Below are 11,929 nucleotides of genomic sequence, written 5' to 3'. Positions count from 1 at the left end.
ATGAGAAGGGGGCTCTTGCAAGCCGTAATGGTTTTACTTGTTTCATTGGTTTTTGTTGTTTCTTCATTTGCTAAACCTATCATCATTAAATTCAGCCATGTTGTTGCAGTAGACACACCTAAGGGTAAAGCAGCTGAGTATTTTGCAAAAATAGTCAAGGAAAGGACTCACGGCAAGGTTATCGTAAAGGTTTACCCAAACGCTATGCTCTATGATGATAGAGCAGCGATAGAGGCTTTGCAGATGGGTGCTATCCAAATGGCATGCCCTGCAACGGCTAAGTTTACAGGATGGATTCCTGAGATTCAGTTATTTGACCTACCTTTCTTGTTTAAAAACTCTGAAGGATTGCACAAGGTTATGGATGGTCCTGTGGGCAAGAAAATTCTTAACCTATTCAGAAGAAAGGGTCTGCTTGGTTTAGCTTATTGGGATAATGGGTTTAAAGTTCTTTCAAACAACAAGCATCCTATCGTTCTTCCTAAGGACTGCAAGGGTTTGAAGTTTAGAATTATGTCTTCAAGGGTTTTAGAAGCTCAGTTTAAGGCTTTGGGTGCAAGCCCACAGGTTTTGCCTTTCTCTGAAGTTTATTCTGCTTTAGAACAGGGCGTTGTTGACGGTTGTGAGAATCCATGGTCTAACCTTTACACAAAGAAATTCTATGAAGTTGCTCCTTATACAACGGAGACATATCATGGATATTTAGGTTATGTTCTCGTTACGAACGCAAAGTTCTGGGATAGTTTGCCGCCAAAAATCAGGAAGATTCTTGAAGGCTGCGTAAGAGATGCTACGGCTTATGAGAGAAAATTAGCTGAAGAGCTTGCAAAGAAGCAGAGAGCTTTAGTTCTTAAAGACCCGAAAGTTAAAGATGTAGTTCTCACTCCTGCTCAGAGAGAGATATGGAGAAAAACGCTCGTTAAGATTTATCCGAAGTTCTACAAAGTTATAGGAAAAGACTTGATAGAAGAAGCTATAAAAGAGCAGCAGGGAATTAAATAAAATACCTTTTCAAGGGAAGGCTGGCCAGCCTTCCCTTTTTCTTTTTTAAGATACTTTATCATTGGAGATTTAGTATGAGAGAGACGCTTGAAAAGATAGATAGGGTTTTGGGTGCTGTAGATAAAACATTGATGGTTATCTTGGCGTCTTCCGCTACTATACTTGCTTTTGTTAATGTTGTAGCAAGGTATGTGTTTAATGCAAGCATAGTATGGGCGGGTGAGTTGACTACCTATCTATTTATATGGATGACACTTTTTGGTGCCAGTTATGGCTTTGAAGTTGATATGCATATGTCCTTCAATGCCCTTGTCAAAGCTTTGCCGGCAAAGTTGTGTAAGGCGGTTACTATTCTTTCGAGGCTTATAGTTTTATTTTTCCTTGTTATGCTTGCTTATTTGGGAGTTCAACTTGTAAAATTTGACTACATGACAGGTCAGGTTTCGATAGATCTTCAGATACCTTTCTGGATTATTTATCTTGTTGTTCCTATTACCATGATAACGGCAACCTGGAGAGTTTTTGTTAAGATAGTCGATATTATTTTGACGCCCGCATCTGAGCTTAAAAAGATGGGGATAGATGCCGAACTTGAAGAAAAAGAGAAGGAGGGCTTGATAGAGTGACAATTTTGATAGTAGCGGGCATTTTATTTTTTCTAATAGCTATAGATGTTCCTATAGCTGTAGCTTTGGGTATGACAGCAACTGTTGCTATCTACACTATAGCAGGTCTTCCTATGCTTTCTATTGCCCAGAAACTTTTTACGGCTCTTGATAAGTTTGCCTTAATGGCAATACCGTTTTTCGTTTTAGCTGGTGCTTTTTTATCTGAAGGTGGAACTGCTAAAAGGATAATAAACTTTGCTCATACTATGGTTGGACATCTTCCGGGTGGTTTGACCATGACATCCATTATGGCATGTGCCATTTTTGCAGCTGTTAGCGGTTCAGGTCCTGCGACTGTTGCTGCTATTGGTTCAATTATGATACCTGCAATTAGGGAAGCCGGTTATTCCGATGTATTTGCGATAGGTTCAATAACCACGGCAGGTTCTTTGGGTATTCTAATTCCACCGTCTATCGTGTTGATAGTTTACGGTGTAACGGTTGACCAGTCCATAGGTGATTTGTTTTTAGCCGGTGTCATACCGGGCATAGTTATAGCCGGTATGTTGATGGCTCTTACTTATTTTATGGCAAGGAGAGCCGGATTTAAAAAAGGCCAAAAAGCTTCAGCAAAAGAGAGGTTTAAGGCGTTTGTTGATAGTTTTTGGGCTTTAATGCTTATAGTTATTATAATCGGCGGTATTTATTCCGGTATGTTTACGCCAACAGAAGCCGCTGCCGTTTCTGCTGTTTACGCCTTTTTTATAGCCAAGTTTGTTTACAGGGATATGACATGGAACGATGTTCCCAAAGTCATACTTAAAGCTTCGGCAACAAGTGCAATGATTTTATTTATTATTGCAAATGCTATGCTTTTTGCGTATTTTCTAACTATTGAACAGATACCACAACAACTTTCTGACATGATAATTCAGGCCCATGTTAGCAAAATAATGTTCCTTGCAGGTATTAATGTTCTTTTAATCATATTTGGCGCTTTTATGGAACCGTCGAGTATAGTCATGGTTACTGCACCTTTGTTTTTCCCTGTAGCTATGCATTTGGGAATAAACCCTATCCAGCTGGGTATAATTTACACAATAAATATGGGATTAGGAGAGATAACGCCACCGGTTGGTTTGAACCTATTTGTTGCTATGGGTATAACGGGAAAGAGTATAGAGTATATAACAAAAACATCTATACCGTGGTTTTTAACTTATCTTGTAGGTCTTTTGCTTGCAACATACATACCACAACTTTCTCTTATAATCTTTAAGATTTTCTAAAATTGCTATAGGGCGGGGAAACCTGCCCTTTTTAGTAAATTATGCCGTTTCTGTTTTTGTAAAGGTGCAAAATTTCAATCGCTTTTTCTTTAAGAAGACTGCCTTCTACCTTTATGCCTTTTCTCTTTAAATATTCCCAAGACTCATTAAATACAGGTCCTTCATCAAAACCTATTTCTCTTGCATAAGAAGACTCTGCTCCAAACACAACTCGTTTTACTCCGCTCCATAAACACGCACCAAGACACATGGCACACGGTTCGGACGATGAGAAAAGCTCAAAATCCCCAATTTTGGATAAGTCGTATGTGTTTAATTTAGTCTGAGCCGTTAAAAATGCCACTATCTCTGCATGTAAAACAGATAGTCTATTTTGCAAAACCAGATTGACGCCGCAGGATATAAGCTTGCCTGTTTTTGAAAAGATAGCTGCTCCAAATGGCCCACCACCGTTTTCAACATTTATTTTTGTAAGGTTTATCACAAACTCCATTTTCTCTTTATCGTTTGAAAAGGTTTTCTGTTTGCACTCTTTATTCAGCCAATTTGGAAGTTTAATTATTATCTCTCTCATTTTTATACTTCTTCTTTACATACTCTATTGCTTGAATTTTATCTTTTATCTCACCTAAAAGCTGTCTGTTGAATACATCTTGGATAATCTCAGAAAATATTTTAGATGGTTTAAACCCAAGATCTATAAGGTCTTTGCCTTTTATTAGTGGTTTTCTGTGCATTAAATCTTCTAAGTAGAGAAGCACTCTGTCTTTATTGTTAGAAAGAACATACAGTGCCAAAACACCTTCAAGTGGCATAGACGATAAAGCGTTGTAAATCTGTAAATTGTCAACATCGTTTTTCTTTATTATACCATTTGCCTGTGGTAGTTTGCTTGTGATCTTTTTTATCTGTTCAAATGTTGACTCATCTGCTCCTATAATCTCGCAAAAACTTCCAGTTCTTCTAAATAGATATTCAAGCACACTCAAGAACACTCGCTCTCTTTTAATGTTTTTATCTTTACAAAAAAGCGAGCAGCCCTTTACAATCTCTTCTGTCTCTTCCAAATAATTTAAGATTCTTTCATCGATTATAAACCTTTTATCCAAAGCCCTTATTAGCCTATAGCTTTTTAACATTTCGAAGCTCTCTCTAACATTGTTATTATTTAGAATATGCACTATCTCGTGGAATATCCTAATTCTTTCAACTCTTTTGACTACGCCCAAGTCAACGGCTGTTTTTATTAGCCTATCTGTCTGTTTGCCTATCTCAAAACCGAAGCGGGCGGCAAACCTTACAGCTCTATACATTCTTGTTGGGTCGTCTATGAAGCTTAGCATGTGTAATACCCTGATTTTTCCGTTTTTGATGTCGTTTAACCCGCCAAAAAAGTCAAGCAGCTCTCCGAATTCATCATGAAGTTTTACGGCTAAAGCGTTTATGGTAAAATCCCTTCTGTATAAATCTAATTTTATTGAGCTTTTTTCGACAACGGGCAAAGCACCTGGCAGAGCATAATACTCTTCCCTTGCCGTTGCTATATCAATTTTTAAATTATCGGGTGTTATTATTGTTGCAGTTTTAAAGCGTTCGTGTGTTGCTATCTTGCATGAGTATTTTTTTGCAAACTCTTTGGCAAATGCTATGCCATCACCTTCTATTACTATGTCAACATCAAGATTCTCTTCTCCCATTATTATGTCTCTAACAATACCACCAACCAAATAGCTGTTAAATCCAAGCGTTTTTGAGAACATACCAATCTTTGTAAGCCAGTTTAAGACATTGGGTGGGAGTATGTTTTTTATCTTTGATGAGATATTTTGAAGCTGCAGTGGCTTTTCTCTATTTATGCTCTCGCTTAAAAACTTTAAGATATTTGTGCGCGTTATAACGCCTGTCAATTTGCCGTCTTTTAGAACAGGTATGAGTCTCTGTTTCTCATCGAGCACTATCTCTTTTACAACATTAAAACTCGTCTCTTCATCAACGGTTTTTATTTCGGTATTCATTACAAGGTCAATTGGTTCATTCTCCATGTGGTGATATATAGCTTTGTTTACTATCTGTCTTGTTATTATGCCTTCTACTTTGTCGGTTTTTCTATCGACAACAACTAAAGCGTTCATGCCGCTTTTTGATAATATCTCGTTCACTTTCCCTAATGTATCATCTGTATAAACATATTTGGGTGGGAAACTCATTATATCTTTTGCTTTTATTTTTTCCATTAACTCTAATTTTATTATCTGGCTTAGTCTTTCTGTTATCTCGATAAGTGTTGCATTTTTGATTGTAGCACTTGCAGCCTGTGGATGTCCGCCACCACCGATTTCTTTCAGCATTTTTGATACATCAATTTCTAGGTCGTTTGATCTGCCTATAACATAGGTCGTTGTTCCCATTCTAAATATGCAGATCGCTGCGTTTGTGTTGTCTATGCTCATTATTTTTGAAACAACACCTGCAACATTGGATGTATATTCGTCGAGTGATGCAAACGAAAGTAAAATTTTTTTGTTATGTATCTCGTAAATTCTTTTGTTTCTAACAAGTTCGTTTAGGATAATTATTTCTGTCTCCGTTAAAGCTTCTTCAAGAAGGCTCTTGACGGTTTCTAAATCTGCACCCTTTTCGAGTAGAAAAGCGGCAGCTCTTATGTTGTTTGGCGTCGTTGATGTGAATGTTAGCCTGCCTGTATCTGCGTATATGCCGAGCATGAATAGTGTTGCTTCTTCTTCGTCTATTTCAATGTTTTTTTCTATTATCTTTTCGACAAGCTGGGTTGTGTTTGCACCGTAATTGACAAAATAACTCTCATTGCACTTTAAGTCTCCATCTTTGTGATGGTCGTAGCAGATTATTTTCACACTGCCTACAAGTTGAGCAAACTGTGGTTCTATGCGTTTAGATGAGTGTGTATCAACAACAATAAGCGTATCAACTTTATCTGGCTCAAACTCTTTGTCTTCCATGAATGGGTATATTAAGGATTGCAAAAGAAACTGCTTCTTTGATTTGTGCTGAATTTTTGGAAAGAATATAGTTGCGTCAGGATACAGTTTTTTTGCCGCTACACAACTTGCTATTGCATCAAAATCTGGGTTTTTATGTGCTGTTATGACCTTCACGCTTTAATCTTACCAAAAAATCATCTTCTAAGCCAGCTTCTTTAAATCCCTTTGCCCTTAGAATACACGCATCGCATTCACCACAAGGTGTCTTATCTCCGCTATAGCAGGAATAGGAGTATGAATAGTCTGCATCATGCTCTTTTCCAAATAGGATTATCTCTGACTTTTTCATTCTTATAAGTGGCGTTAAGATTTTAAATCTTTTACCTTCGCTACCTGCCTTTGTGCCTAAGTTTATTGCCTTTTCAAATGTATTTAAAAATTCATCTCTGCAATCTGGATATCCAGAATAGTCAAGCATATTCCAGCCACCCACGATGTTTTCAATCTCAAACCTTTCAGCCATTGCTGCCGTTATGGATAAAAATACACCGTTTCTAAAAGGTACATAGGTTATCGGTATGCCGTTTTCTATCTCTTTTTCACTTCTGTTTTTTGGCACTTCTATTAATTTATCTGTTAGGGCACTGCCGCCAATCTGGGATAAATCTATGTCGAAATAGTGAGCAAATACCCTTTTTTTCTTAATCTCTTCTGCGATTTTTAGTGTTTTTTTTGAGTAATCTATTTCTATGGAGTGTCTTTGTGCATAGTAAAATGTGATTGTGTGCACTTCATCAAACTCATCTAATGCCCAAAATAGACATGTGGTTGAATCAAGACCACCAGAGTAAATTACGATTGCTTTTTTCATTTTATACCCCCTTCTTGTTTCCGTATAAAATTTTATGCAACTGCGGAATGACTCGAACATTTATATCATACTGTTTTGCTTTTTCTATGATTTTTCTTGTCTTTTCAAGATATGAGTTTAGAGTGTCTTTAAACCAGATAGGTTGAAGCGTTATCTCTTTTAGGTTGAGTTTTTTTGCAAGTTCTATCTCTTCTTCGAAGTTTTCTTCAACTACAAACTTAAACTCGACGCTTTTTGCTCTCTTTTTTATCTTAAACAGAACGGTTGTATTTAGCGCAAACATTTTGGGACTTACAACGATATGCTCGAGTAACTCTATACTTTTTTGTGGAAATATGGTGCCGTTTGTCTCAAGAAGGAATCTATAATTTTGGTGTTTTTTTATGAAGTATGCTATGAACTCATCTTGAAGTGTGGGCTCACCACCCGTAAATATAACATTTTCTGTTTTGAATTGCAGGATTTGAGAGTGTATCTCTTCGTCTGTAAACTCATCGGTGCAGTTGATGGCATACTTTGTATCACAGAAGTAGCAGTTTAAATTACATCCGCATAGCCTTATAAATGCCGCTTTTAGGCCTATAAATTTACCTTCTCCTTGGATGGAGAAGAAAATCTCACTGACCTTTGCTTTCACAGAGATTGTTTATAGAAAAAAACACAACTTATTACAAGGTGTTTTTGTTGTTTCTTTTAATTTTTTATTGACAATAACAAAATTATATTTTATGTTGGGAAACAAAAAAGAACCAAAGGAATAGGTGTATGTTTGACGAGTTTAAGAGGTGGTTTTTTTCTCGGAGCATACGTTTTAAAATTATAGGCGCATATCTTGTCTCTATAGCTCTTATCGGTATGGTAGGGTACTCGTATTATGTTCTTGTTAATATAAGGTCTATAAATAGAGAAGCGGAAATATATAAAGCAAGACTTATAAATAGTCAGAAAGATACGGTAAGAAGTATTGTAAACATAGCCATAGATGGAATAGAAAAATATTATGAATCATTTAAAAAAGGTGAGTATAGTGAAGATGTAGCAAAAAGAAAAGCGATAGAATTCGTAAATTCAATCAGGTATAATGTTGGTAAGAATATATCAAATTATGATTATGTTTGGATAAATACGCTTGATGGCATAATGATACTTGACCCGCCGAAACCTTCCTTAAACGGCAAAAGCGTTTGGGATTTTAAGGATAAAAATGGTGTTTATGTATTCAGAGAGATGGCAAGGATTATAAAAGCTCAAGGTGGGGGTTTTGTCAGTTACTGCTGGCCAAAGCTCGGAGAAGATAGTAAGGTCTGTTATCCAAAAATATCGTATGTTGGGTATTTTTATCCATGGAGATGGGTTGTAGGAAGCGGTTTTTATCTTGATGACATAGATAGGGTTGTAAAGGATTACAAGATAAGAAAAGAAAAAGACATGTTGATTACCACCTTAAATAGTGTTCTTATGGGAGCAGGTATAACTGTTATAGCTGCCGTTGTGTTTATGATTATTGTATCAACGATTACAAGTCATTTAAGAAGAATGGGTGAATTATCAAAGAAGCTTGTTGAAGAAGAGATATCGCCAGAGTTAAAACTTCCCTATAAAGGCTCAGACGAACTTGGTGTTCTGGTTGAAAATTTTAACAGGTTTGTAGATGAGAGTTATAAATTGTTGCTCTTTAAGAAGACAATTGAAGATGATTTGGATGTTAATGCCGTTTATAAGAGAATATTCGACCTTATAAAAGATGAGTTTGGCATAAAGCAGTTTAACATATTTGAAGTTAACAACAGCAAGAATGCAATGAAACAGATTAGCGTATATGGCGATGAGAAGATGATGTGTAAGCAGGATATGCTTATAGACTGCACTCTTTGTAGGGCCGCAAGAACAGCAAAAGAAGTCAACTCGTTCTTGGAAAAAGAAGTTTGCTTAAGCTTTCTTTATTCAAAGGAGAAGAATCATATCTGTCTTCCTTTGATGGTCGGCGGGAGCGTCGGTAGTGTTGTTCAGCTTGTGTTTGACGATAAGGAGAAAAATGATGAACTCTGCACTAAGGTTAAAAGGCTTAAAGTCTTCTTAAAAGAAGCGGCACCTGTTATAGAAGCAAAAAGACTGTTGAGTCAGCTTAAAGAGTCAACGATGAGAGACCCATTAACGGGTCTTTATAACAGAAGATTCCTTGATGAGTTTGCTCAGACATTTGCAGCAGGGGTAAAAAGAAGGAATACCAATGCTGGAATACTCATGTGTGATATAGATTTCTTCAAACAAGTTAACGATGTGTATGGACACAATGTTGGCGATGAAGTGCTAAAAGGCGTTGTAAAGGCTATAACGAAGTCCATAAGAGAATCCGATTTAGCTATAAGGTTTGGCGGAGAAGAGTTTTTAATTCTACTCAACGATGTTGATGACGAGATGGCTTTAGATGTTGCAGAACGTATAAGGTCTGAAGTGGAAAGGACAGAAATTGTTGTTCAGGGTAATATACTGAAGAAAACATTAAGCATTGGTGTTTCCATATTCCCAGAAGATTCAAAGAATCTGTGGCAATGTATAAAATTCAGCGATGTTGCTATGTATAAGGCAAAACAGAGTGGCCGCAACAGGGTTGTAAGATTTGAGCCGTCTATGTGGACAGAAGAGAATTATTGACGGTTGACTTTTGAGTCTATGTAAATCGTAACAGGCCCGTCGTTTATTAGATGCACATCCATGTGGGCCGCAAAGATACCGGTTTGGACTTCGATATCATGCTCTTTTTTGCATATCTCGTTGAATTTTTCGTAAAATTGTTTTGCTTTTTCCGGTTTTGCTGCATAGAAGTATGAAGGCCTGTTGCCTTTCTTTGTATCGGCTGCAAGTGTAAATTGGCTTATAACAAGAAGTTTTCCGCCTACATCTTTTAACGATAGATTGAATTTGCCGTTTTCGTCGGAGAATATTCTCATGTTGATTATTTTTTTTGCCATGTATTTTATATCTTCTTCTGTATCATCTTCACACACGCACAAAAGAACAAGCAGCCCTTTTTCTATACTGCCTGTGATTTTGCCATCGACTTCAACATATGCTTTTTTTACCCGCTGAATTACTGCTCTCATAGTTTAAGGAGTTTTAAGCTGTTTAGTTCTCTTCCTAAATAGTTTTGAATCTCTTTTATTAGGGTGTTTTTTAAGCTGTTTAATATCATTTTTTCGTTAGTTTTTGGTATTTTGGGTTTCTCTTGTGTTAGTTCGTTAATCATCTCTATCTGTTCTGGTGTGAATATGCTTCTGTCCATCACTCCATTCTCTTCTAAAAATAGATACAAAAAGCAGACAAGGGATAGTAAGCTATCCCACTCTTTAAGCTTGTTTAAGCATCTTATCAGTAAATTGAAGCAGCAGTTTGCCCTGTATGATATCTCCAAAAATAGCATACCTACGGATAGTTTTGAGAACGACTCTCTTATCTTCTCAAACCTGTCTATTATGTTTACCGAATCAACCACAAGATACGGTTTGTTTGTGTTTTTTATCTTGCCTTCAACTTCCATTAATACGAGCGTATCTATGTCTGTATGTCTGCCGTATATCAGTAAATCGACATTACCATCTTCTTTAATTGCCTTTACGAAGAGCTTATTGCCCATATCGACACAGTAGGAGCTGATACACTTGAACTTAAACATACCTATTTTATATACTTTTCCTTAGCTGTAATCAAAAAAATTTTGGGGGATGTCATGATAGTTGTAACAGGTGGTGCTGGTTTTATAGGGAGCAATATTGTAAAAGGGCTTAACGAGAAGGGCATAGATGATATACTGATTGTTGATAATTTAACCAACTCTGCAAAGCATTTAAATCTCAACCCACTTAAATTCGTAGATTTTGTCGATAAGGAAGAGTTTTTAGAAAGGCTAAACGAGTTTGATATTGAGCTTATATTTCATCAGGGTGCATGCTCTGATACACTTGAGGGAAACGGCAAATACATGATAAAAAACAATTACGATTACTCAAAAGCCCTTCTTCATTACGCAACAGACAAAAAGATAAGGTTTATATACGCATCGAGTGCTTCAGTCTATGGGCTTGGTAAAAATGGATTCGAAGAGAAAAGAGAAAACGAGTATCCTTTAAATGTGTATGCCTTTTCAAAGTTTATGTTCGATAACTATGTAAGAAGGGTGGGTTTTGATAAGGCGGCTCAGATTGTAGGTTTGAGATATTTCAATGTTTATGGGCCAAATGAACACCATAAGGGTAAGATGGCGTCAGTTGTCTATCATTTTCACAACCAGATACTCTATGATGAGACTGTGAAGCTATTTGAAGGCAGTGAAAACTTCAAAAGAGATTTCATATTCGTTGATGATGTGGTTAAAGTAAACCTTTTCTTTATGGAGAATCCTTCAAAGAGTGGCATATTCAATGTGGGAACAGGTAAAGCAGAGAGTTTTTTAAAAATAGCACAAATAATGAGTCAGCTCTATTCAAATGTGAGAATTGAGTATATTGAGTTTCCCGAAGAGCTCAAGAAAAAGTATCAGACATACACATGTGCAGACTTAAAAAACCTAAGAAAAGCTGGATATAAGGATGAGTTTATCTCTCTTGAAGATGGTGTTAGAGCTTATGTGAAGGTTTTAAAAGAGAGTGATGGTGTCTGGGTTTGATTTTGTTGACAATAACAGTAAATTTTAATATACATTCCCAAAAGAATAAGGGGCTGTAGCTCAGCTGGGAGAGCGCCACGCTGGCAGCGTGGAGGTCGGGGGTTCGAGCCCCCTCAGCTCCACCAAAAGGAGAATAGCAATGAAAGAGAAGATAGAGAAAGCTTTTGCTTTGGTTGAAAAGGTAAAAGAGCTGGACATTGAAGCTTTTTTAACTGATGCAAAGAAGAGAGTAGAAGAGATAGCAGAAAATCCGGGTCAGTTTGCGTTGAATAGTCTTTTGCAGTTGAAGTTGGCTTATCAGATGATAGAGTGCTATTTCCATAAGGAGTGCACACTTCCGCGGAGAACTGTTCTTGCGGTTGTCTTGCTTCTTCTTTATCTGATTAACCCGTTTGATATAATCCCTGATTTTTTGCCGGGTGTTGGCTATCTTGACGATGCTGTAGCTGTTGGTGTTGCTCTTAAATTCATTAGAGACGATTTAAGAGAGTACGCCATAGCCAAAGGGCTAAACCCTTCCGACTATGGCTTATAAG

General features: G+C 37.0%; 12 protein-coding genes and 1 tRNA gene. 7 read left to right on the top strand and 6 right to left on the bottom strand.

Features of this window, described 5'->3' with window-relative positions:
• The 3 genes from G415_RS0107635 to G415_RS0107625 all read left to right on the top strand — a co-directional run bounded on the left by G415_RS0107635 (position 1) and on the right by G415_RS0107625 (position 2,899).
• Complete coding sequence (locus tag G415_RS0107635) at positions 1-1,002, top strand: TRAP transporter substrate-binding protein (RefSeq protein ID WP_022671084.1); 1,002 nt, start codon at positions 1-3, stop codon at positions 1,000-1,002.
• 74 nt (positions 1,003-1,076) lie between these two features.
• The gene (locus G415_RS0107630) at positions 1,077-1,628 is read left to right on the top strand and encodes a TRAP transporter small permease (protein WP_022671083.1); all 552 of its coding nucleotides are present in this window, start codon (positions 1,077-1,079) and stop codon (positions 1,626-1,628) included.
• On the top strand, positions 1,625-2,899 hold the full coding sequence (locus G415_RS0107625) for a TRAP transporter large permease (protein WP_022671082.1): 1,275 nt from the start codon (positions 1,625-1,627) through the stop codon (positions 2,897-2,899). Before G415_RS0107630 ends, G415_RS0107625 begins: the two co-directional genes overlap by 4 nt.
• A 31-nt stretch (positions 2,900-2,930) precedes the next feature.
• Here G415_RS0107625 and G415_RS0107620 read toward each other — a convergent pair whose 3' ends face one another.
• From G415_RS0107620 to G415_RS0107605, 4 genes are read right to left on the bottom strand one after another with little or no spacing between them, the layout of a single operon-like run.
• Positions 2,931-3,473, bottom strand: coding sequence for a nucleoside deaminase (locus tag G415_RS0107620; RefSeq protein ID WP_033378894.1), 543 nt, complete (start codon positions 3,471-3,473; stop codon positions 2,931-2,933).
• Positions 3,454-6,033, bottom strand: a complete 2,580-nt coding sequence (locus G415_RS0107615) for a CBS domain-containing protein (protein WP_022671081.1) — start codon at positions 6,031-6,033, stop codon at positions 3,454-3,456. The genes G415_RS0107620 and G415_RS0107615 overlap by 20 nt, the downstream gene beginning before the upstream one ends.
• Positions 6,011-6,730: a 7-cyano-7-deazaguanine synthase QueC gene (queC, locus tag G415_RS0107610; RefSeq protein WP_022671080.1), complete on the bottom strand. Its 720-nt coding sequence runs from the start codon at positions 6,728-6,730 to the stop codon at positions 6,011-6,013. The genes G415_RS0107615 and queC overlap by 23 nt, the downstream gene beginning before the upstream one ends.
• Position 6,731: 1 nt before the next feature.
• On the bottom strand, positions 6,732-7,367 hold the full coding sequence (locus G415_RS0107605) for a 7-carboxy-7-deazaguanine synthase QueE (protein WP_022671079.1): 636 nt from the start codon (positions 7,365-7,367) through the stop codon (positions 6,732-6,734).
• Between the two features lie 128 nt (positions 7,368-7,495).
• On the opposite strand from G415_RS0107605, the gene G415_RS10825 reads away from it, so the two are divergent.
• On the top strand, positions 7,496-9,385 hold the full coding sequence (locus tag G415_RS10825) for a diguanylate cyclase (RefSeq protein WP_022671078.1): 1,890 nt from the start codon (positions 7,496-7,498) through the stop codon (positions 9,383-9,385).
• Here the strand turns inward: G415_RS10825 and dtd are convergent.
• Together dtd and G415_RS0107590 are read right to left on the bottom strand one after the other, a co-directional pair.
• Positions 9,379-9,834: a D-aminoacyl-tRNA deacylase gene (gene dtd, locus G415_RS0107595; RefSeq protein WP_022671077.1), complete on the bottom strand. Its 456-nt coding sequence runs from the start codon at positions 9,832-9,834 to the stop codon at positions 9,379-9,381. The two genes, G415_RS10825 and dtd, sit on opposite strands and share 7 nt — an antisense overlap.
• Complete coding sequence (locus G415_RS0107590; RefSeq protein WP_022671076.1) at positions 9,831-10,403, bottom strand: hypothetical protein; 573 nt, start codon at positions 10,401-10,403, stop codon at positions 9,831-9,833. The genes dtd and G415_RS0107590 overlap by 4 nt, the downstream gene beginning before the upstream one ends.
• Positions 10,404-10,457: 54 nt before the next feature.
• On the opposite strand from G415_RS0107590, the gene rfaD reads away from it, so the two are divergent.
• The 3 genes from rfaD to G415_RS0107575 all read left to right on the top strand — a co-directional run bounded on the left by rfaD (position 10,458) and on the right by G415_RS0107575 (position 11,928).
• Positions 10,458-11,393 carry an ADP-glyceromanno-heptose 6-epimerase gene (gene rfaD, locus G415_RS0107585; RefSeq protein ID WP_022671075.1) on the top strand — a complete coding sequence of 312 codons (936 nt, stop codon included), beginning with the start codon at positions 10,458-10,460 and terminating at the stop codon, positions 11,391-11,393.
• A 49-nt stretch (positions 11,394-11,442) separates the two neighbouring features.
• Positions 11,443-11,518, top strand: a tRNA-Ala gene (locus tag G415_RS0107580).
• A gap of 14 nt (positions 11,519-11,532) precedes the next feature.
• Positions 11,533-11,928, top strand: a complete 396-nt coding sequence (locus G415_RS0107575) for a YkvA family protein (RefSeq protein WP_026939660.1) — start codon at positions 11,533-11,535, stop codon at positions 11,926-11,928.
• The last annotated feature ends 1 nt before the right edge of the window (position 11,929 follow it).

The sequence above is a fragment of the Hippea alviniae EP5-r genome (assembly GCF_000420385.1).
Taxonomy (GTDB): Bacteria; Campylobacterota_A; Desulfurellia; order Desulfurellales; family Hippeaceae; genus Hippea; species Hippea alviniae.
The sequence above is the reverse complement of the archived record's forward strand: the minus strand, read 5'-3'. Positions and strand labels throughout refer to the sequence as shown.

Excerpts from the sequence above, each read along its gene's own strand:
- G415_RS0107635 (WP_022671084.1), top strand. The coding sequence starts at position 1 with ATGAGAAGGGGGCTCTTGCAAGCCGTAATGGTTTTACTTGTTTCATTG.
- G415_RS0107630 (WP_022671083.1), top strand. The coding sequence starts at position 1,077 with ATGAGAGAGACGCTTGAAAAGATAGATAGGGTTTTGGGTGCTGTAGAT.
- G415_RS0107620 (WP_033378894.1), bottom strand. The coding sequence starts at position 3,473 with ATGAGAGAGATAATAATTAAACTTCCAAATTGGCTGAATAAAGAGTGC.
- queC (WP_022671080.1), bottom strand. The coding sequence starts at position 6,730 with ATGAAAAAAGCAATCGTAATTTACTCTGGTGGTCTTGATTCAACCACA.
- G415_RS10825 (WP_022671078.1), top strand. The coding sequence starts at position 7,496 with ATGTTTGACGAGTTTAAGAGGTGGTTTTTTTCTCGGAGCATACGTTTT.
- dtd (WP_022671077.1), bottom strand. The coding sequence starts at position 9,834 with ATGAGAGCAGTAATTCAGCGGGTAAAAAAAGCATATGTTGAAGTCGAT.
- G415_RS0107590 (WP_022671076.1), bottom strand. The coding sequence starts at position 10,403 with ATGTTTAAGTTCAAGTGTATCAGCTCCTACTGTGTCGATATGGGCAAT.
- rfaD (WP_022671075.1), top strand. The coding sequence starts at position 10,458 with ATGATAGTTGTAACAGGTGGTGCTGGTTTTATAGGGAGCAATATTGTA.
- G415_RS0107575 (WP_026939660.1), top strand. The coding sequence starts at position 11,533 with ATGAAAGAGAAGATAGAGAAAGCTTTTGCTTTGGTTGAAAAGGTAAAA.